The sequence below is a fragment of the Xanthomonas sp. NCPPB 1325 genome (assembly GCF_041477645.2).
Classification (GTDB): domain Bacteria; phylum Pseudomonadota; class Gammaproteobacteria; order Xanthomonadales; family Xanthomonadaceae; genus Xanthomonas; species Xanthomonas cannabis.
The window spans coordinates 3,489,588-3,508,761 of record NZ_CM192985.1 but is presented as its reverse complement, the minus strand read 5'-3'; the positions used below and the strand labels follow the sequence as shown (position 1 = coordinate 3,508,761).

Annotated in this window: 16 protein-coding genes and 1 riboswitch; of the genes, 6 read left to right on the top strand and 10 right to left on the bottom strand. The window is 66.7% G+C overall.

Going from position 1 to position 19,174, the window contains the following annotated elements; translation table 11 throughout:
- Window positions 1-93: 93 nt before the first annotated feature.
- The 4 genes from ACCQ10_RS15050 to ACCQ10_RS15035 all read right to left on the bottom strand — a co-directional run bounded on the left by ACCQ10_RS15050 (window position 94) and on the right by ACCQ10_RS15035 (window position 5,452).
- Complete coding sequence (locus ACCQ10_RS15050; protein WP_372363134.1) at window positions 94-2,040, bottom strand: AsmA family protein; 1,947 nt, start codon at window positions 2,038-2,040, stop codon at window positions 94-96.
- 63 nt (window positions 2,041-2,103) lie between these two features.
- Complete coding sequence (trhA, locus tag ACCQ10_RS15045) at window positions 2,104-2,748, bottom strand: PAQR family membrane homeostasis protein TrhA (RefSeq protein WP_039413436.1); 645 nt, start codon at window positions 2,746-2,748, stop codon at window positions 2,104-2,106.
- A 75-nt stretch (window positions 2,749-2,823) separates the two neighbouring features.
- Entirely contained in the window at window positions 2,824-4,428 is a 1,605-nt protein-coding gene (locus ACCQ10_RS15040; protein WP_184374892.1) for a peptide chain release factor 3, read from the bottom strand.
- A 127-nt stretch (window positions 4,429-4,555) separates the two neighbouring features.
- Window positions 4,556-5,452 carry a M23 family metallopeptidase gene (locus ACCQ10_RS15035; protein WP_372361129.1) on the bottom strand — a complete coding sequence of 299 codons (897 nt, stop codon included), beginning with the start codon at window positions 5,450-5,452 and terminating at the stop codon, window positions 4,556-4,558.
- A gap of 129 nt (window positions 5,453-5,581) precedes the next feature.
- Window positions 5,582-5,702: riboswitch (SAM riboswitch) on the top strand.
- Window positions 5,703-5,773: 71 nt separating this feature from the next.
- On the opposite strand from ACCQ10_RS15035, the gene metX reads away from it, so the two are divergent.
- Genes metX through ACCQ10_RS15020 form a run of 3 tightly spaced genes read left to right on the top strand, consistent with a single transcriptional unit; the run spans window position 5,774 to window position 9,104 of the window.
- Complete coding sequence (metX, locus tag ACCQ10_RS15030; protein ID WP_123137288.1) at window positions 5,774-6,805, top strand: homoserine O-succinyltransferase MetX; 1,032 nt, start codon at window positions 5,774-5,776, stop codon at window positions 6,803-6,805.
- Complete coding sequence (locus tag ACCQ10_RS15025; RefSeq protein ID WP_372361128.1) at window positions 6,802-8,019, top strand: O-succinylhomoserine (thiol)-lyase; 1,218 nt, start codon at window positions 6,802-6,804, stop codon at window positions 8,017-8,019. The genes metX and ACCQ10_RS15025 overlap by 4 nt, the downstream gene beginning before the upstream one ends.
- Window positions 8,016-9,104: a homoserine dehydrogenase family protein gene (locus ACCQ10_RS15020; protein ID WP_372361127.1), complete on the top strand. Its 1,089-nt coding sequence runs from the start codon at window positions 8,016-8,018 to the stop codon at window positions 9,102-9,104. The genes ACCQ10_RS15025 and ACCQ10_RS15020 overlap by 4 nt, the downstream gene beginning before the upstream one ends.
- Window positions 9,105-9,303: 199 nt before the next feature.
- Here ACCQ10_RS15020 and ACCQ10_RS15015 read toward each other — a convergent pair whose 3' ends face one another.
- Together ACCQ10_RS15015 and ACCQ10_RS15010 are read right to left on the bottom strand one after the other, a co-directional pair.
- On the bottom strand, window positions 9,304-10,311 hold the full coding sequence (locus ACCQ10_RS15015) for an alpha/beta fold hydrolase (protein ID WP_372361126.1): 1,008 nt from the start codon (window positions 10,309-10,311) through the stop codon (window positions 9,304-9,306).
- Between the two features lie 505 nt (window positions 10,312-10,816).
- Window positions 10,817-12,199: an L-serine ammonia-lyase gene (locus ACCQ10_RS15010; protein WP_228314183.1), complete on the bottom strand. Its 1,383-nt coding sequence runs from the start codon at window positions 12,197-12,199 to the stop codon at window positions 10,817-10,819.
- 86 nt (window positions 12,200-12,285) lie between these two features.
- Here ACCQ10_RS15010 and ACCQ10_RS15005 point away from each other — a divergent pair, with 86 nt between their 5' ends.
- Complete coding sequence (locus ACCQ10_RS15005) at window positions 12,286-12,519, top strand: glutaredoxin family protein (RefSeq protein WP_184374896.1); 234 nt, start codon at window positions 12,286-12,288, stop codon at window positions 12,517-12,519.
- Window positions 12,520-12,613: 94 nt separating this feature from the next.
- Here ACCQ10_RS15005 and ACCQ10_RS15000 read toward each other — a convergent pair whose 3' ends face one another.
- The 4 genes from ACCQ10_RS15000 to ACCQ10_RS14985 form a co-directional block, all read right to left on the bottom strand.
- Window positions 12,614-13,189, bottom strand: a complete 576-nt coding sequence (locus tag ACCQ10_RS15000; protein WP_372361125.1) for an excalibur calcium-binding domain-containing protein — start codon at window positions 13,187-13,189, stop codon at window positions 12,614-12,616.
- Between the two features lie 130 nt (window positions 13,190-13,319).
- Window positions 13,320-13,889: a YceI family protein gene (locus ACCQ10_RS14995; protein ID WP_184438857.1), complete on the bottom strand. Its 570-nt coding sequence runs from the start codon at window positions 13,887-13,889 to the stop codon at window positions 13,320-13,322.
- A 9-nt stretch (window positions 13,890-13,898) separates the two neighbouring features.
- Window positions 13,899-14,462, bottom strand: coding sequence for a cytochrome b (locus ACCQ10_RS14990; RefSeq protein ID WP_184367173.1), 564 nt, complete (start codon window positions 14,460-14,462; stop codon window positions 13,899-13,901).
- The gene (locus ACCQ10_RS14985) at window positions 14,459-15,115 is read right to left on the bottom strand and encodes a YceI family protein (RefSeq protein ID WP_372361124.1); all 657 of its coding nucleotides are present in this window, start codon (window positions 15,113-15,115) and stop codon (window positions 14,459-14,461) included. Before ACCQ10_RS14985 ends, ACCQ10_RS14990 begins: the two co-directional genes overlap by 4 nt.
- A gap of 96 nt (window positions 15,116-15,211) precedes the next feature.
- Here ACCQ10_RS14985 and ACCQ10_RS14980 point away from each other — a divergent pair, with 96 nt between their 5' ends.
- The gene (locus ACCQ10_RS14980) at window positions 15,212-18,781 is read left to right on the top strand and encodes a hybrid sensor histidine kinase/response regulator (RefSeq protein WP_372363133.1); all 3,570 of its coding nucleotides are present in this window, start codon (window positions 15,212-15,214) and stop codon (window positions 18,779-18,781) included.
- Window positions 18,782-18,865: 84 nt separating this feature from the next.
- Window positions 18,866-19,075, top strand: coding sequence for a hypothetical protein (locus ACCQ10_RS14975; RefSeq protein ID WP_372361123.1), 210 nt, complete (start codon window positions 18,866-18,868; stop codon window positions 19,073-19,075).
- Window positions 19,076-19,174 lie beyond the last annotated feature (99 nt).

Sequence of the window (19,174 nt, the reverse complement as noted above, 5' to 3'; positions counted from 1 at the left end):
CGGCGGCAGCATGGCACCAGGCGTTGCCTGCATCGCCTAGTTGCAGGCATGTGTTGTGCCGTCAGCGACTGTACCGTCCTCGTTTGCTCGCTGTTACTGCGCGTACTTGCCGCCGCAATCGCTGTCCTGCCCCGGGCCGGGCTCGAAGGTCGCCAGCAGCGCCGCCGGTGGCGCGATGCTGCCCAGCGCCACGGCAATGGCGCCGCGGACGCCAAGTGCCTTGAAATCCGGGCGGAAGCTGGGGTCTTTGAAGGTGCCCGCAATGCGCAGCGGCGAGCGCAGGCTCAGGATACTGCGGTCCTTGGGGCGCGGGCGCAGCAGCAGGTCGAGCGTCTCGTTCTTGAGGCTGATGGTGCCTTCGCCGACGATGATGGTGTCGGTGCTGTCGAAGGCCAATGCGCGCGATTGCATCAGGCCGTCCTGCACGCCGAAGTCGCCGAAGATGCAGCGCACCGGGATCTGGCGGTCCTTGGTGACCAGGTATTTCAGCGATTCGGCAATGTCCAGGCCCGCCAGTTCCATGATCAGGTTGCCCACATGGCCGCGTCCCATGCCAACGCCGATCGAGCCGTCGGCAGTACCGAGCATCGCAGCGATCGAGTTGCCGCGACCGCGCAGGTCCAGCTCGCCGCCGATCGCACCGGAGGCCTGCTTGGCGAGCGTGGCATCGGGGAACAACTGGTCCAGGCGGATGCCACGAATGCCGGCTTTCAGCTGGGTCGTAATGACCTCGTTGCGCGCATCCATGCGGATGGTGGAGCGGATGTCACCACCGGCAACGCCGAAGTTGAGCGGGTCCAGCTGCAACAAACCGTCCTTCAGCTTCAGCGTCGCATCCATGTCGTCCAGTGGCCAGGAGGGCGCATTGATGCGCTGCGCGCGCCAACGCACCTGCGCATCCATCGCGCGCAGCTTGGACAGGTCGTAGGGCGTGGCGGGCAGGACGCGCGCGCTGGCGGCCAGTTGCGCGGCCTGCTTCTTTTGCTCGGCATTGGCCGACTCGTTGGCACCGGTCTTGGGCGGTGCACCGACGAAACCGGCCAGATCGTCGAAATCCAGTCGCTTGGATGCCAGGTCGGCGCGCAGCAGTGGACGCTTGTTGCGCAGGTCCACTTCAGCAGTGCCGGACAGGTCGCTGTCGCCAGCGGTGCCGGTGAACTTTTCGTAGCGCCACACGTCGCCATCGCGGCGCAGCCGGCCGTCGAGGGTGTAGGGCGGTGTGGACGGCATGGCCACGCCGGTCAGGGGGTACAGGTCTTCCATGTCCTGGCCGCTGAGCGCCATCTGCAGATCGAACACCCGGAACTGGAACGGATTGGTCAAGGTGCCGCGCACATGCGTACGGGTGGCGCCGGCGCTGCCGCGCAGATCGATGCGGAAGGGGTGTTCGCTCTGGCTCAGCTCCAGCGGCGAGGCGGTATCGCCCTTCAACGTAAACGGGTAGCCCTTCCAGCGGCCCTTGCCATCGATGCCGATCGGTGCGGCGCGCTGGTCGCTGCGAGGCGGTGCAAGGCTGTTGATTGCCACGTCGATGTCCGAGCGGTTGGCATCGTCGACGTATTGCAGCCGCCCGTTGTTGACCAACAGACGGCCCAGGCGCGGCATGCTGCCGCCGCCATCGTTCTGGTCGAACACCCAATTGCCCGGATGCGCGTCGTTGCCGGCTTCCAGCAGGACGGACGGCTGCTCGAGGCGAATCTCCGGCAGGCGCACCTTGCCGCGTAGCAGCGGCCATAGCTCGACATCGATCTCGGCAGCATTCACTTCGGCCATTGCGCCACGCTTGGACCAGGATGCATTGCCCAGCCGCATGCGCTCGCCGCGGACGGTGGTGGTGCGGCCCAGGTCCACATCCAGGTGCCCCAGCCGAAACTCGCGACCGGTCTTGGCGCTGACCACGCGCTCGACCGGGCCGCGGAGCCAGTTCCAGTCGAACACCAGCACAAAGATCACGATGATGGCGGCAACGATGCCGGACCCGATCAGCCAGCGGCGGCGACGCGGTGAGCGGGAGGCGTGGGCAGCAGCGGCAGGGGTCACGTTGTTCACGTGCGCATGGTTGGCGATGCCTCGTGCACGGGGCGCGAACGCGCCACGCCGCCATCACACCACTTGTTCGATCACCGCAACGAAGTGGCAGGCGCTACCGGCAAGCACGAACAGGTGCCAGATGGCATGGAAGTAGCGCTGCGTATCGCGTTGATAAAAGTACGTGCCAAGGGTGTAGAAGAGCCCGCCGGCCAGCAGCCAGCACAGCGACCAGGTGTCGACCGAGGCAAGCAGGGGCTGGATCGCCACGATGATCAGCCAGCCCATCGCCAGATACAGGATGGTCGACAGCAACCGGAAGCGCCCGGTAAAAAACAGCTTGAAGATCACGCCTGCCGCGGCAATCGTCCAGATCGCGGCGAACAGGCCCCAGCCCCAGGGGCCGCGCAGATTGATCAGCGTAAACGGGGTGTAGGTGCCGGCGATCAACAGATAGATCGCGCAGTGATCGAGCACCTGCAGACGCGCCTTGGCGCCTGGATGCGGAATGGCATGGAACAGCGTGGAGGCGACGTAGAGCAGCACCAGCGTGGCACTGAACACGATGGAGGTGGCCAATTGCCAGCCATCGCCATAGATGGCGGCCAGGGTGATCAGCACCGAGCCGCCTGCCAGGGCGGCGATGGCACCCAGGCCGTGGGTCACGGCACTGGCAATTTCGTCGCGCAGGTCGGTCGAGGGGGAAGCGTCTGCATTCATGCCAAAAAGGTACCGCAACTGCGCGCAATTCGCATTGCAGGCAGTAGCGTACGCTTGCGAAAGTTCAAGCGTGGGTCAATCGACTGCCTTGGCATGCGCATGTTCGCGGGTGGCCGAGAAGCGCACGTCCGGTGCGCGTTCCTGCGCGAGCTGTAGGTTGACGCGGGTCGGTGCCAGGTAGACCAGCTCGCCGGCGGCATCGATGGCCAGGTTGCCGGCATTCTTTTCGCGGAATTCCTCCAGCTTCTTGGCATTGTCGCAATGCACCCAGCGTGCGGTGGTGACGCTCACCGGCTCGAAGATCGCATCCACGCCGTATTCGTCCTTGAGGCGGTAGGCCACCACGTCGAACTGCAGCACGCCCACGGCGCCGAGAATCAGGTCGTTGCTCATCAATGGGCGGAAGAACTGGGTGGCGCCTTCTTCGGACAGCTGCGCCAGGCCCTTCTGCAATTGCTTGAGCTTGAGCGGATCACGCAGGCGCGCGCGGCGGAACAGTTCCGGCGCGAAGTTCGGGATGCCGGTGAACGACAGCGATTCGCCTTCGGTGAAGGTGTCGCCGATGGAAATGGTGCCGTGGTTGTGGATGCCGATGACATCGCCCGGCCAGGCTTCGGCAGCGATCTCGCGGTCGGAAGCCATGAAGGTCAGCGCGTTGGCGAGTTTGAGGTCCTTGCCGCTGCGCACGTGCAGGGCTTTCATGCCGGCGGTGAACTTGCCCGAGCACACGCGCATGAACGCCACGCGGTCGCGGTGCTGCGGGTCCATGTTGGCCTGGATCTTGAACACGAAGCCGCTGAGCCTGGCCTCGGTCGCTTCGACGCGGCGGCCGGTGGTGTCGCGTGCCTGCGGCGGCGGCGCGTGTTCGACGAAGAAGTCCAGCAGCGGCTGCACACCGAAGTTGTTGACACCCGAGCCGAAGAACACCGGCGTCTGCTGACCGGCGCGATAGGCCTCCAGGTCGAACGGATTGCTTGCGCCCTGCACCAGCTCCAGCTCATCGCGCAGCTCGGCCAGCATCTGCTCGCCGATCTTTTCGGCCAGGCCGGGTGCATCCAGCGACGGAAAGATGGTCGAGTCCTGACGGGTGAAATTGCGCCCCTGTTCGTACAGATGCACTTCGCCCGTGATCAGATGAACCACGCCCTTGAGGCGCTGGCCCATGCCGATCGGCCAGGTGACCGGCGCGCACTGGATGCCGAGCACGGTTTCCACTTCATCCAGCAGCTCGATCGGGTTCTTGCCCTCGCGATCGAGCTTGTTGATGAAGGTCATGATGGGGGTGTCGCGCAGGCGGCAGACTTCCATCAGCTTGATGGTGCGTTCTTCCACGCCCTTGGCCACGTCGATCACCATCAGCGCCGAGTCCACCGCGGTGAGCACGCGGTAGGTGTCCTCGCCGAAGTCGGCATGGCCGGGGGTGTCGAGCAGGTTGACGATCTTGCCCTCGTACGGGAACTGCATCACCGAGGAGGTCACCGAGATGCCGCGCTCCTTTTCCAGCGCCATCCAGTCCGAGGTGGCGTGGCGGGCGGCCTTGCGGCCCTTCACCGAGCCGGCCATCTGGATCGCGCCGCCGAACAGCAGCAGCTTTTCGGTCAGCGTGGTCTTGCCGGCGTCGGGATGGGAAATGATGGCGAAGGTGCGGCGGCGCGCGGCTTCGTTGGAGACTTCGGACATGGGCTGGGCGCGCCCGGTCGGACGCCTGCGGAAACTGAGGAAGCCGGTGATTATAGCGGCTTCGGCGGGCAGGCCCTGCCGGGTGATCTGCCGAGGCCGGGTGAGTCGCCGCCCGGTGCAAGGCCGCTCAGGGGGCGGGGGAGGGAAACTGCAGTTCGCCTTGCGGGCCCAGCATGCGGAACGGCACCGACACCAGCTGCAGGTCTGCGTTGCGTTGCACCGAAAAGTGCAGGTGCGCACCGGTGCTATAGCCGGTATTGCCGGAGGTACCCAGCCGCTGGCCGCTGCCGACGCGCTGGCCGGCGCGCACCTCCACCCCGTTCGGAGCCAGATGGGCGTACAGCGCCATGCTGCCGTCGGCGTGCAGCACCCGCACCAGGTTGCCGCCGCCGGCACGCGGGTCGTGCGCATGGCCCTCGCTCACGTCCTGGCGCACCTCCATGATCACGCCCTCGCGCGCCGCCAGTACCGGCGTGCCCTGCGGCAGGGCGAAGTCCACGGCGTACCAGTTGGGCAGATCCGCGTGGCTGAACTGGCCGCCAAACCCCTGATCCACCAGGATCTGCACGTCGCGGAACGGCAGTTGGTAGTGCACCGGTTGGGGCTGGGCGCGCGGATCGCCGGGCACGAGGTCCAGCTTGAGGCCCAGCCCGTCCAGCGTGCGTTGGTTGCTGGCCGGATACAGCCGCGTGAGCAGGCGACGCTCGCGTGCGGCCAGCGACAGGGTCTGCGGCAGCTGCGGCACGGCGCGATAGTCGTCGGTGGGTGGCGCACTCAGGCGCACTTGCGCCGGCCCGTCCAGCGGATTGGTCACCCACGCCAGATAGACCGGCGCCTGCCATTCCAGCTGCAGGGCCGGGCCGGCGCCGGTCGGGGCAGGGATGGCGGCAGGCGGGTTCATGGTCGCATCGCTGCCCCAATGCCAGCGCTGCTGCGCCTGGACAGGCAGTGCAGCGCTCAGCAAGGCGGCCAGCCACACCGCCATACGCACGGGAGAACACGGGTAAGAAACGCGGTGAGGCACGCGATCGGCTTGGACGAGTGGGCGCGCAAGTATGCCGCCCATCACAGTGCCCGGTGGTATCGGATGAAAATATATCTTTCCATCCGCATGAAGAGATTGACATCGCACAAGGCCGGTGGCATCTTTGCCCCACCATCGAGACCGGCGGAGGGACAGGCCCTTTGATGCCGGGGCAGCCAGCGGAGCGCGCAAGCGCCCGCGTTTGGTGCCAAATCCTGCGGGGACCTCCGCGTCCGCCGAAAGATGGTTCGACTCGTGCCTTCCGCACGTCGAACGCGAGCTCCCGCGAAGCTCGATGGCCGATCCACCCCGGATATCGCCATGAGCCTCGTGACCACAGCATCGCCAACTACCACTGATTATCCAGATACCCACGCCGCCGAGATCGACGGCCCGCTCGCTGTGCGCGGCGACATCGCCGTGTCCTTGCCGATGCGCCATGCCGGCATGCGCGAGGTGCGCCTGCGCTACGAGTTGATCGGTGCCGCCACTGCGCCGGTGGTGTTCGTGGCCGGCGGCATCTCGGCGCACCGGCATCTGGCCGCCAGCGAGGTCTTTGCGGAGAAGGGCTGGGTGGAGGGTCTGGTGGGCGCGGGCCGTGCACTGGACCCGGCGCGGCGCCGGTTGCTGGCATTCGATTTCCTTGGCGCCGATGGCACGCTGGATGCGCCGATCGATACCGCCGACCAGGCCGACGCGATTGCCGCGTTGCTGGATGCGCTGGGTATCGCGCGTCTGCACGGCTTTGTCGGGTATTCGTACGGTGCGCTGGTCGGCCTGCAGTTTGCCACCCGTCATTCCGGCCGCGTGGGCACCTTGATTGCAGTGAGCGGTGCGCATCGTGCGCATCCGTATGCGGCGGCCTGGCGCGCATTGCAGCGTCGCGCGGTGGCGCTCGGCCAGCTGCAGTGCGCGGAGCATCACGGGCTGGCGCTGGCACGGCAGTTCGCCATGCTCAGCTACCGCACGCCGGAAGAATTCAGCGAACGCTTCGACGCGCCGCCGGAAGTGATCAATGGCCGTGTGCGTGTGGCGGCCGAAGATTATCTGGATGCCGCCGGCGCACAGTACGTGGCGCGCACGCCTGTCACCGCTTACCTGCGCCTGTCCGAATCGATCGACCTGCACCGCATCGAGCCGGCGCAGGTGCGCGTGCCCACCGTCGTGGTGGCGGTGGAAGGCGACCGTCTGGTGCCGCTGGCCGACCTGGTCAGCCTGGTCGAAGGCCTGGGCCCGCGCGGCAGCCTGCGCGTGCTGCGTTCGCCGTATGGGCATGACGCCTTCCTGAAAGAAATCGATCGCATCGACGCGATCCTCACTACTGCCCTTCGCAGCACCGGAGAAACCGCATGAGCTTTCGTGACCCTGCCGCCGCCCCTTGTACCGCCGCTACCGCCGCCGTGCGCGCAGGCATCGACCGCGATACCGCCTACGGTGCGGTGACCCCGCCGATCGTGCTGTCGTCGAACTTCTCCTTCGACGGGTTCGGCAACAAGCGCCAGTACGACTACACCCGCAGTGGCAATCCCACTCGCGACCTGCTTGGCGAAGCGCTGGCCGAACTGGAAGGCGGCGCGGGCGGGGTGATCACCTCCACCGGCATGGGCGCGATCAACCTGGTGCTCAACGCGGTGCTGCAGCCCGGCGACACGCTGGTGGTGCCACACGATGCCTATGGCGGCAGCTGGCGCCTGTTCAATGCGCTGGCCAAGAAAGGCCACTTCGCGCTGATCACCGCCGACCTCACCGATCCGCGTTCGCTGGCCGATGCGTTGGCGCGATCGCCCAAGCTGGTGCTGATCGAAACCCCGTCCAATCCGCTGCTGCGCATCACCGATCTGCGCTTTGTCATCGAAGCGGCGAAGAAGGTCGGTGCGTTGACCGTGGTGGACAACACCTTCCTGTCGCCGGCGCTGCAGAAGCCGCTGGAATTCGGTGCCGACCTGGTGCTGCATTCCACCACCAAGTACATCAACGGCCATAGCGACGTGGTGGGTGGCGCGGTGGTGGCACGCGATGCCGAGCTGCATCAGCAGCTGGTGTGGTGGGCCAACGCGCTGGGCCTGACCGGCTCGCCGTTCGATGCCTTTCTCACCTTGCGCGGCCTGCGCACACTGGACGCGCGGCTGCGCGTGCACCAGGAAAACGCCGATGCGATCGCTGCATTGCTGGATGGGCACGCGGTGGTCAACCAGGTGTATTTCCCGGGACTTGCGGCGCATCCGGGCCATGCGCTGGCCGCGCGCCAGCAGAAGGGCTTTGGCGCGATGATGAGTTTCGAATTGAACGGTGGCGAAGCGGCGGTGCGCGCGTTTGTCGATGGTTTGCGCTACTTCACCCTGGCCGAGTCGCTAGGCGGGGTGGAAAGCCTGATCGCGCATCCGGCCTCGATGACGCACGCGGCGATGACCGCCGAAGCGCGCGCTGCGGCCGGAATTTCCGATGGGTTGCTGCGGTTGTCGATCGGCATCGAATCGGCCGAAGACCTGCTGATCGATCTACGCGCCGGTCTGGCGCGCGCCGAGGCCACCCTGACCACCGACACCCGCAAACAGGTCGACGCGTGAGCAGCGTGCTGCCCGAGTCGCGTCGTGCATCGGCCGCATCGGTGACCCCGACCCCACGCCTGGCCCTGTTGGGCACCGGCACCGTGGGCCGTGCCTTCGTGACGCGCTACACCGCGTTGCAGCAGCGGCAGCTCCGGCTGCCGCGCTTCGACTGGCTGGCCAATTCGCGCATTGCCCACGACTGTGGCGTAAGTGCGGAGCAGGCACTGCAGCAGGCCAATGCCGCCCCGCGCGGGCAGGCGGTGTTGCAACCCTGGGCAGAAACGGCGGCGCTGCGCGCCGGCGATGTGCTGGTGGACGCGACCGCCAGCGACGTGGTGGCCGACTGGCATGTGGAATGGCTGGGCCGCGGCGTCCACGTGGTCACCGCCAACAAGTTGGGCCAGGGCACGGCGTTGGCGCGGGCGCAGGCGCTGCAGGCCGCGCGCCATGCCAGCGGCGCGCATTACGGCGACAGCGCCACCGTGGGCGCCGGCCTGCCGGTGTTGAGCAGCGTGCGTGCGCTGGTGGCGGGCGGCGACCATATCCATGCGATCGAAGGTGTGTTGTCGGGATCGTTGGCATGGCTGTTTCACCGGTACGACGGCAGTGGTGCGTTTTCCGGCTGCGTACGTGAAGCGGTGGCAGACGGCTACACCGAGCCGGATCCGCGCATCGACCTGTCTGGCGAAGACGTGCGACGCAAGCTGTTGATCCTGGCACGCGCGGCCGGCTGGCAGCTGGAGGCCGAGCAGGTGCATGTGGAGTCGCTGGTGCCTGCCAGCATCGCTAACGTGCCGTTGGGCGAACTGCATGCGCACGTGGAGGCGCTGGATGCCGGGCTTGGTGCGCGCTGGCAGCAGGCGCATGCCGCAGGGCGCTGCCTACGCTTTGTCGGCCGGGTGGACGCGCATGGCGCAAGCGTGGGCCTGCGCGAGCTGGCGCTGGATCACCCGCTGGCAGGTGGTGCCGGCACCGACAATCGTGTCGCCATCAGCAGCGATCGCTATCGCGCGCAGCCGTTGCTGATCCAGGGACCGGGCGCGGGTGCCGAGGTAACGGCGGCTGCGTTGCTGGATGACGTGTTGCGGATCGTGGCCGGGTAGTTGGTTGAGAAAGCGGGGCGGCGCCGGCTTTCCGTGGGGGACGTCGTCGGTGCGCATGCGGTCGATGGCGTCATTTGCTGCGCGGATGACCTGGTTGCACGCCGCGATTGCAAGCGTCTCCAGCAGCAGCTCGCCGATGCGCGAGCTGTTGCTTTCAAGGATGCGTTGGCCATGCAAGTGGTGTTGCCGTCGGTGCTGCTTACCGCGTCACCGCCTTGAGTAACGCGGCATTGAAGCGTGTGGGGTCCTGCACCTGCGGCGAATGTCCCAGGTCGGCGAACTCCACCAGTGTCGCATTCGGAATTGCGGCCGCCGCGCGCTTGCCCAGCGTGGTGTAATCACCAACGCGCGCCTTGACCTGCGGCGGTGCGGTGTCCTTGCCGATGGCGGTACGGTCCTTGAGGCCGATGAACAGCGTGGTCGGCACCGCCAGTTTCGGCAGTTCGTAGACTACCGGTTGGTTGAACACCATGTCGTAGGTCAGTGCCTGATTCCAGGCAACGGCCTGCTTGCCGCTGCCCAGCGACATGCCGGCCTGCATGCGCGCCCAGCGTTCGAATTCCGGCTTCCATTGGCCGGCGTAGTACACGTCCATCTGGTACTTCTTGATCCGCTCGAAGCTGGTTTTCAGTTCGTTGTCGTACCAGGCGTCGACGCTGCGCCAGGGGATGCCTTCGGCTTTCCAGTCTTCCAGGCCGATGGGGTCGACCAGCGCCAGATGTTCGGTGGCTTGCGGGTACATCAGCGCATAGCGAATCGCCAGCATGCCGCCCATCGAATGGCCGACCACCACTGCATGTTCGATGCCGAGCTTGGTCAACAGCGCATGCGTGTTGTCGGCCAGTTGCGCAAACGAGAACTGATAGGCCGCCGGTTTGCTGGATTTGCAGAAACCGATCTGGTCCGGTGCGATCACGCGGTAGCCGGCCTTGCTCAGGGCCGCGATGGTGGTTTCCCAGGTGGCGGCGCAGAAATTCTTGCCATGCAGCAGCACCGCGGTGCGGCCATTGGGTGTGCCGGTTGGCGCAACATCCAGGTAGGCCATTTCCAGCGGCTGCTGTTGCGAGGTGAATGCGTAGGTCTTGACCGGGTGCGGATAGTCGAAGCCTTCCAGGCGCGGGCCATAACTGGCTTCCTGCGCCATCAGCGGGCTGCAGGCCAGGGCGAGCGTGAGGGTGCAAGCGCGCTTTTGCATCGTGATCTCCATCCGAATCCAGCCTGTGACGGTACAGCCGGAGATGTGGTGGGGACGTACAGCCGGGCGACGTTTGGCGGGCGCTGCCGGCGCGTTGCTGGCGATGGCGTGGGTGACCAGTGCAGGCGCCGATGCCTGTTGCCCTCATCCGCGCTTCGCGCACCTTCTCCCGCGTGCGGGAGAAGGGGAGTGCACCGGTTCGCGCCAAGTGCTGCCTCATTGGTGCTTTGCGCCCTCTGCCGACTGCGGGAGAAGGGGAGTGCATCGGTTCGCGCGAGGTGCAGTCCTCGTTGGCGCTTTGCGCCATCTGCGGACTGCGGGAAGAGGGCGGTGCATCGGTTCGCGTCAGGTGTTTTCGTGATTCGAGCTGTGCGCCCCTCTCCTGCTTGCGAGACAAGGGCCTTTACATCAACGCGCGCCTGGCAAACCTTTTGCCTGGAGATCGGCGCGCATCTGTCTGGTGGATTGTTTCGACACTCCAAGCGCTCACTGGGTGCCACTCTCGCCCACGACCGACTCAGCATTCGATGACGTTTACCGCCAGGCCGCCGCGGCTGGTTTCCTTGTACTTGTCCTGCATGTCGCGGCCGGTGTCGCGCATGGTCTTGATGACCTTGTCCAGCGACACCTTGTGCTTGCCGTCGCCGCGCATGGCCATGCGGCTGGCGTTGATGGCCTTCACCGCGCCCATTGCGTTGCGCTCGATGCACGGGATCTGCACCAGCCCGCCGATCGGGTCGCAGGTCAGGCCGAGGTTGTGCTCCATGCCGATTTCGGCGGCATTTTCGATCTGCCCCGGGTTGCCGCCGAGTGCGGCAACCAGGCCACCGGCGGCCATTGAGCAGGCCACGCCCACTTCGCCCTGGCAGCCCACTTCGGCGCCGGAAATCGAGGCGTTTTCCTTGTAGAGGATGCCGATGGCCGCGGCGGTGAGCAGGAAATCGAAAATGCGTTGCTCGGAGGCGCCGGCGCAGAACCGGTCGAAGTAATGCAGGACGGATGGAATGATGCCGGCCGCGCCGTTGGTGGGCGCGGTGACCACGCGCCCGCCGGCCGCGTTTTCTTCGTTGACCGCGAGCGCATACAGGTTGACCCAGTCCAGCGTGGTCAACGGATCGCGCATGGCCGCTTCGGGTTTGGACGAGAGTTCGCGGTATAGCGCCGGTGCGCGGCGCGAGACGTTCAGGCCGCCCGGTAGCGTGCCTTCCTCGCGGATGCCGCGCGCCACGCAGGACTGCATCGCACTCCACAACTCGCGCAGGCCTGCACGAATCTCGTCCTCGCTGCGCCAGCTTTTTTCGTTCTCGAACATCAGCTCGGCGATGCTCAGGCCGCTGCGTGCGCACTGCGCGAGCAATTCGTCGCCACTGAGGAATGGGTAGGGCAGCGGCGTCTCGTCGGCCACGATGCGGTCGTCGGCAGCGTCGTCCTGATTGACAACAAAACCGCCACCCACCGAGTAGTAATCGCGCGTGGCGATCACCGCCTCATTGGCGTCGTAGGCGGTAAAGCGCATGCCGTTGGTGTGGTACGGCAGCTTCTGCCGCTTGTTCATCGGCAGGTCGCGCTTTTCGTCGAAGCCGATCGCGTGCTGGCCCATCAGCGTGATGCGCTTGCTGCTGCGGATGCGCTCCAGCGTGGCGGGGATGATGTCCGGGTCGATCAGGTTCGGGCGATGGCCTTCCAGTCCGAGCAGCACCGCCTTGTCGGTGCCATGGCCGCGGCCGGTCAGGGCCAGCGAGCCGAACACTTCGGCACGGATGCGCACCACGTCCTGCAGGCGCCCGGCATCGAGCAACCACCGGTGCACGAAGCGCTCGGCGGCACGCATCGGCCCCACGGTGTGAGAGGAACTCGGACCGATGCCGATCTTGAACAGGTCGAACGTGCTGACAGCCATGCGTGCCGGAGAGGTGAGCGTAAAGCCGGCTATTCTAGTCGCTCGACGATTGCGGCACGGCTGCAGCGCAACATGAGACCTGTCCGGTGGCTCTGACCCTGTACCAGCGCGACGATTGCCATCTATGCGACCAGGCGGTGGAAGTGCTGGCGCAGGCGCGCGCGGGCGAGTTCGGCAGCGTGTTCATCGACGACGATGTGGCGCTGGAGTCCGCTTACGGTGCGCGGGTGCCGGTGCTGCGCGATGCCCGCGGACGCGAGCTGGCGTGGCCGTTCGATGTACCCACGCTACGTGCGTGGCTGCAGGGCACCGGCAGCTGAGCCAGCCGATCCGGCGCCGCAACGATCTGCAGGCGGCAGCGCAAGGGGCGACGACGAAGCTGGGTGCCGGCGAGGCCGGCCAGGTCCGCTCGCGTCAGCGGCACCACTGGTCTTCGCAAGGCACGCCATCGCCGTCGCCATCCATCCGGGTGTCGGGGCAATGCTGCAGTACGTACCTGGCATCGGCGCAGGAGGTCATCTGCGAGCAATGCGTGCGCCCTGCGCAGCTGAACTGCGGCGATGCCGCAGCGGCGGTCGCTGGCGTGCGTGACGGTGCGGGTGTCTGGTCGGCGACCGCTGTCGGTGCAACCAGGTTGGCCAGCCGATCGCGCTGCTGATAGGCCACTGCGCCGCCACCGACCAGCAGCATGAGCAGCAGCGCCTTGCCCAGGCTCAGCCCTTGTGCGGGATTGGCGGGCGAGGCCGCGCGTGGCACGGAGCGGACGGGTCCGGCGCCATGCCCAGCGGCGCGCATGATGCGCACTGCGCGTCGGCGGCCGTCGGGACCCGGTTCCGTTTCGAACGAGATCAACTCGCCCACCCGCGGCGGCTCCGGGCTGCGTGGGAATGCGGAGACATGCACGAACACGTCATCCCCGGCGTGGGCGGGCGTGATGAAGCCGAACCCACGGTCGGTATTCCAGCGGGTCAAGGTTCCGTGGGTGCGCATCGTCGGCGTCCTGAAGTGGTGGCCGAGTCTAGCTGTCTTGCGGTGTCATCCGACGCACGGGCAGAAAAAAGCGGCGGACCCGACAAGTGGCCCGCCGCTCAATGGCCGCGTCCGGTTGCGGCCTGCGGCGTTACTTCGCCTTCAACACGACCTTGGTGCTGATCGCGGTCTCGTTGGGGATGGTCTTGGTGTCGGCCCAGTCGCCGCCGCCCACGCCGAAGTCCAGCCGCTTGACCACCGCCTTGCCGGCCAGCACCGGCTGCGCGCCGGGGGTCCAGGTGAAGGTGAGCGTGACCGGCTTGCTGACGCCACGCAGTTCCAGGGTGCCGTCGGCGGCGTACTGGTTGCCGCCCAGGGCGCGGAACTTGTCGGCGCGATAGCGTGCGGTGGCGAACTTGGCGACATTGAAGAAATCCGGCCCCTGCAGGGTCGAGTCGCGGTCGTTGTTGCCGCTGATCGCGCCGGCCAGCGGAATGCGCACATCGAGCTTGGCACCGGCAAGATTGGCCGGATCGAAACTCAGCGTGGTGTCGAAGCCGGGAAATTTGCCGGTAAACACTTCCCCGTCGTACTTGCTGGCGAACACCAGGGTCGAGCCGGGGGCCTGGACATAGTCGGCCGCCAGCACCGGCACGCTGGCGAAGGTGGCAACCAGCGACGCGGCGACCAGCACGGGAGAGGCGAACAGCTTGGACGTCATGGGAATTCCTCAGGATTTGGGGGAGAGCCAACCGCGTGGCAGCATCCGCACCAGGGTGGCATCGCGCTGGAACAGATGGTGGTACAGCGCAGCGCCGGCATGCGCCAGCACCACGGCAATCAGCAGCCAGAAGCCCCACTCGTGGATGGCGTGGGAGGTGGCGCGCAGCTGCTCGTCCGGCGCGCTGAGCTTGGGCACCGGGAACAGGCCGAACCACCGGAACGGACGCAGGCCGCTGCTGGAGTCGTATAGCCACCCGGACAGCGGCAGGGCGAAGATCATGGCGTACAGCAGCCAGTGGGTCAGCCCGGCGATGCGCTCCTGCCAGCGCGGCGTGCCTGCCACCGGTGGCGGCGCCCCCGCGTGGAGCCGCCAGCCCAGCCGTACGATCACCAGTGCCAGCACGGTCAGTCCGAGCGACTTGTGCGCGGTGTAGACCCAGAAATACTTCGGCGTCTTGGGCAGCTCGCCCATGGTCAGGCCAACGATGCCCAGGACCAGGATCAGACCTGCGATCAACCAGTGCAGGGTCTGGCTGATGCCGCCCCAGCGTTCGATGTTCTTCAGGCTCATGTGCCGGATTCCTGGCTGGCGGGCGGTGCTGGGGAGGTGGCCGGCGGTGGCGCCGCGTCGTCGTCGGCGCGTCCTTCGCGGACGGCTTCGGCTTCGATGCGCAGTTCGACCGTGTCGCCGATCATCGATTTCCACGCATCCACGCCGAACGCGGCACGGCTCAGCGTGGCCGTGGCCGAGAACCCGGCGGTGCGGCGGAACGGTGGCAGCGGGTGGCGTTTGAGCGCATTGAGGGTGACGTCCAGGGTCACGGGGCGAGTGACGCCGCGCAAGGTCAGGTTGCCGGTGACCCTGGCACGGTTCTCGCCGCTGGTTTCCACGTGCGTGGAGACGAAATGTGCGTCGGGGAACCGCCCGGCATCGAGTAGGTTGCGTGCCAGGGTGGCCTGGTTCCATTTGGCATCGCCCAGGTCGGCGCGCTGCAGCGGCACGGTGACGTCCAGCCGCGCCGACGCCCAGTCTTCGGGGTCGAACACCAGCGTGCCGCTGCTACCGGACACGGTGCCCAACGCCTTGGAAAACCCGGCATGTTCGACCGCGAACAGCACCCGGGTGTGCACCGGGTCCAGTGCATAACGCACCGGCGCGGCGGTAGCGGCCAGGCTGGTCAATGCCAGGGCGGGAAGGAGCAGCAGGCGGGCAAGAGGCGTCATGGGCGGATTCTAGACACATCCCGGCGGCACGCGCGCGGCTTGCGCTTGCAACGATCCATTGCGAGCATGCCGGCTGGACGAGGAAGGGATTCCTGCATGCGTGGTGTGTTGCTGCTGCTGGTCTTGCTGCTGGGTGTCTTGCCGTGCTCGGCCAAGATCCCGGAAGTGCCGTGGTTCCGCATCGTCGGTCCAAGCGAGGGGCTCCCCTCCACCATGATGGTGGCCGTCGCCCAGGATCGTGCCGGCTATCTCTGGTTGGCGACCCTGGATGGCCTGGTGCGCTACGACGGCGCAGGATTCAGAACCTGGCGTCACGACCCGGCCGATTCCGGGTCGCTGCCCTGCAACGCGGTCCAGGCGCTGCACATCGATGCGCACGACAGGATCTGGGTCGGATGCGGCAAGACGCTGAGTGTCATGAACGCGGATCGCAGCCGTTTTCAGCACTACCCTGCCGCGACCTATCCCCTGTTGAAAGGGGGGGAGATCTACAGCATCGCGTCCTTCGATGGCGATCTGTGGGCGGGGACCACTACCGGCGCGCTGGTTCGCATCGCGGCAAGCGGGGCGATGTCCTCGGTGGACCTCGGCAGCGTGGAGGGCAGCCTCGATCAGGCCATGGTGATGAACCTGGCGGTGGATGCGCAGCATCGCTTGTGGATTGGGACGAGCGGCGGTCTGGCGTACTACGACGGGAAGACCTTGCATCGCGAATACGTGCCGGGCGAGTCCAATCGGCAGGCCACCATTTTCGGCTTGCAGTGGACCGGGAATCATTTGGTGCTGGGAAGCGAATCAGGGCTGCACATCAGAGGGCCGGGTGACCAGTGGCTGCCACTGTCCTGGGGAACGATGTTCGGCAGCGGCAACGAGTTCTGGGGGGCCGTTGCCGCGCCAGACGGCGAGTTCTGGCTGGGAAGCGGACGGGGTTTGTGGCGCACGCGCGGCAACCGCCCACCTGTGCCTGTCCTGAGTGGCGAAGGGTCCTTGTCCCGTCGTAACGTCATCGGCCTGTTCGGCGCTGCCGACGGTGGGCTGTGGGTTCCGATACACGGTGCCGGCCTTGGGTATCTTCCTGCAGATTGGAAGCGAAGCGCGGTGCTCACGCCGGCCTCGCCCAATGGCGATGCCATTTATTGCAATCTCGCGCCCGCGACACGCTCTGGGGGCCTCTGGCAAGTCGATGCGGATGGGCGCCTGCTGCGCGCGGACCCCGGGACGGGCGACAAGTATCAGACCGGTCTGCAGTCGCCGCATCTCAAAGGCATGGAGCTGGTGTCGGCCCTGGAGGATCGGCTGCAGCGGGTGTGGCTGGGCAACCTGACCTTCGGTCTGTCACGAATGGACCTGGTTACCGGAGAGTTCAAGCACTGGCCGTCGGATGGTCCCGATCCGGCATCGGGCCTGTCTGCGGCCGAGTGGATCACCGAACAAGGTGACACCGTGTGGATGACCTTCATCGACATGCTGCAGCAACGCGATCTGCGCAGCGGACGGATCTTGCAGCGCATTACCGCCCAGGATCCGCATGGCCTGACCGACGTTGCCGTGCAGCAACTGCAGCAGGGACCCGACGGGCGCGTGTGGGCGGCTGGCGAGGGCGGCATGTTCGCCTGGGACGAGGCCTCGACGCGTTTTGTGCCCGTGGCGGGTCTGCAGGGAACACCGATCCAGGCGTTTGCGACCCAATCGCCGAGCAGCGTGTGGGTATATCGCGCCTCCGGTGCGGAACAGTGGCAGAAAAGGGGCGCGCGCTGGACGCGCGTGCGCCATATCGGCGGAGCCGAAGGACTGACCGGCTTCGACGCCTCGGCGATGCAAATCGACCCGAGCGGTCGGGTCTGGGTTTCCAGTTTGCAAGGGTTGTGGCGAATCGACCCTTCGGTGACGCCGGCGCGTGTGCGTAACATCGGGACGCGCGATGGATTGACCAGCCAGGAGTTCATCCAGCATTGCCTGCTGATGTCGGGCGACACCTTGATTGGCGCGACCGCCGATGGCTCCACCGTTCTTTTGGATACGGCGATGCCGGATGTCGCACCGGTCGTTCCCGCACTGCAGTTGGAGCACGTCAGCGTGCTACGAAACGGTGCACGTATCGCATTGCCGATGGATCGCCCGTTTCAACTGGGTCCTGGCGACCGCCAGTTGCAAGTGGTGATGCGCCTGTTGTCGTACAGGGACCCACTGTCCAATCGCTATCGCAGCTTTCTGAAAGGCTTCGATACCGACTGGCAGACCTCGGGCAACGCGGGGCTTCGCGAGTTTGCCAGCCTGCCCGCCGGGAACTATCAGCTCATGCTGCAGGGGCTGGACCCCCTGGGCAACCGCTCGCAGGTGCAATCGCTGCGGTTTACGGTGTTGCCGCCCTGGTGGCGCAGCGAGGTGGGCATTGCGTTGATCTGCATGCTGGGTTTGTTGCTCGGTGCGCTGCTGGCCGCGGCCTATCGGCATCGCGTGCGCATGCGCGCGCAATGGCAGCTGGCGCAGCACAAGCGCGAGCTGGCCGAGCAGGCCTCGCTGGCCAAGACGCGGTTCCTGGCCACCTTGGGCCATGAGGTCCGCACCCCGATGACCGGGGTGCTGGGGATGAGCGAGCTGCTCTTGCAGACGCCGCTGGACGCGCGCCAGCAGGGCTATGCCGGGGCGATCCAGTCCGCTGGCAAGCATTTGCTGCGATTGGTCAACGATGCCCTGGACCTGGCCCGCATCGAGGCCGGCAAGCTGCCGCTGGATTACCGCGATTTCGATCTGCGGCAGTTGATCCGGCAGGTGGTGGAGCTGGTGCGCCCCAGTGCCGAGCAGAAGCAGCTGGCGTTCGAGTGCGACCTGGACGACGCGCTGCCGCCGGCCCTGCACGGTGATGCCAGCCGGGTGCAGCAGATCCTGCTCAACCTGTTGTTCAACGCGGTCAAATTCACCGAGCGTGGCAGCGTGCGCCTGCGCGTGCTGGCGGTGCCACACAGTCCTGGCCAGGGGATTCGGGTCGAGGTGCGCGACACCGGCCCCGGCATGAGCGCCGAGCAGCGCGGGCGGCTGTTTCAGCGATTCGAGCAGGCCGAAGGCGCATTGACCCTGGCCCGGCATGGCGGCAGCGGGTTGGGCTTGGCGATCTGCCGTGAGTTGGCGGCGGCCATGGGCGGTGCGGTGAGCGTCAGCAGCGAACTGGGGCAGGGCGCGTGTTTCGTGGTGGAGCTGCCACTGCGTTGGGTGGGCGCATTGCCGGTGGCGGCAGCGGCGTCGGCACGTGCGGTGCCGGCCAGCGAGCAGGCACCGTTGCACCTGCTGCTGGTCGAAGACGACCCGACCGTGGCGCAGGTGATGATCGGCCTGCTGCAGACGCGCGGGCACCAGGTGACCCATGTGCTGCACGGTCTGGCCGCGTTGGCCGAGGTGAGTACGCGCAGCTTCGACGCCGGCCTGTGCGACCTGGACCTGCCCGGCATCGATGGCGCGGCGCTGGTGGCGCAGTTGCGCGCGCGCGGAGTGCGCTTTCCGATCGTGGCCGTCACCGCGCGTGCCGATGCCGATGCGGAGCCGCAGGCGATGGCGGCCGGGTGCAATGGCTTCCTGCGCAAGCCGGTGACCGGTGAGTTGCTGGCCACTGCATTGGCACGCGCGCTCGCCGACGCCGAGGAGGCGCAGGGCGGCGGCACTCACGGTTAGAACGCCAGAGACGGCAGAGCAGGTACAGTGAAGTCCGGCGCGGGAGTACGCGCAACCGTGCGAATGGCCGGGACAGGGATGACGATGAAGAATGGAGTGCTGTTCGTGCTTGCTGCGATGGTGCTGTTGATCGGCATGGATGCGGCGGCGGTGACCCAGATCGAGACGCCACGCATGCGCCGGTTCGGCCCGGCCGAGGGGCTGCCGTCGCGCATGGTGCTGGCGCTGACGCAGGACCGGCAAGGGGCCCCAACGCGGGCCATGCGGGGCCCTGCATCGCGACCGTACATCTAGCCGGTCGCGGTGCTGCGTGTGCTGCGCGTGCGACGCACCGGCGAGGCGGTCGCGTGTTGCCAGCATGGTGCGCTGTCCGCACTATGGGCCCAAAGGAAA

Coding starts and splice junctions, on each gene's coding strand:
- ACCQ10_RS15040 (WP_184374892.1), bottom strand. CDS start 4,428: ATGTCCGAAGTCTCCAACGAAGCCGCGCGCCGCCGCACCTTCGCCATC.
- ACCQ10_RS15015 (WP_372361126.1), bottom strand. CDS start 10,311: ATGGAGATCACGATGCAAAAGCGCGCTTGCACCCTCACGCTCGCCCTG.
- ACCQ10_RS15010 (WP_228314183.1), bottom strand. CDS start 12,199: ATGGCTGTCAGCACGTTCGACCTGTTCAAGATCGGCATCGGTCCGAGT.
- ACCQ10_RS14975 (WP_372361123.1), top strand. CDS start 18,866: ATGAAGAATGGAGTGCTGTTCGTGCTTGCTGCGATGGTGCTGTTGATC.
- ACCQ10_RS14995 (WP_184438857.1), bottom strand. CDS start 13,889: ATGACGTCCAAGCTGTTCGCCTCTCCCGTGCTGGTCGCCGCGTCGCTG.
- ACCQ10_RS14985 (WP_372361124.1), bottom strand. CDS start 15,115: ATGACGCCTCTTGCCCGCCTGCTGCTCCTTCCCGCCCTGGCATTGACC.
- ACCQ10_RS15000 (WP_372361125.1), bottom strand. CDS start 13,189: ATGCGCACCCACGGAACCTTGACCCGCTGGAATACCGACCGTGGGTTC.
- ACCQ10_RS14980 (WP_372363133.1), top strand. CDS start 15,212: ATGCGTGGTGTGTTGCTGCTGCTGGTCTTGCTGCTGGGTGTCTTGCCG.
- trhA (WP_039413436.1), bottom strand. CDS start 2,748: ATGAATGCAGACGCTTCCCCCTCGACCGACCTGCGCGACGAAATTGCC.
- ACCQ10_RS15025 (WP_372361128.1), top strand. CDS start 6,802: ATGAGCTTTCGTGACCCTGCCGCCGCCCCTTGTACCGCCGCTACCGCC.
- metX (WP_123137288.1), top strand. CDS start 5,774: ATGAGCCTCGTGACCACAGCATCGCCAACTACCACTGATTATCCAGAT.
- ACCQ10_RS14990 (WP_184367173.1), bottom strand. CDS start 14,462: ATGAGCCTGAAGAACATCGAACGCTGGGGCGGCATCAGCCAGACCCTG.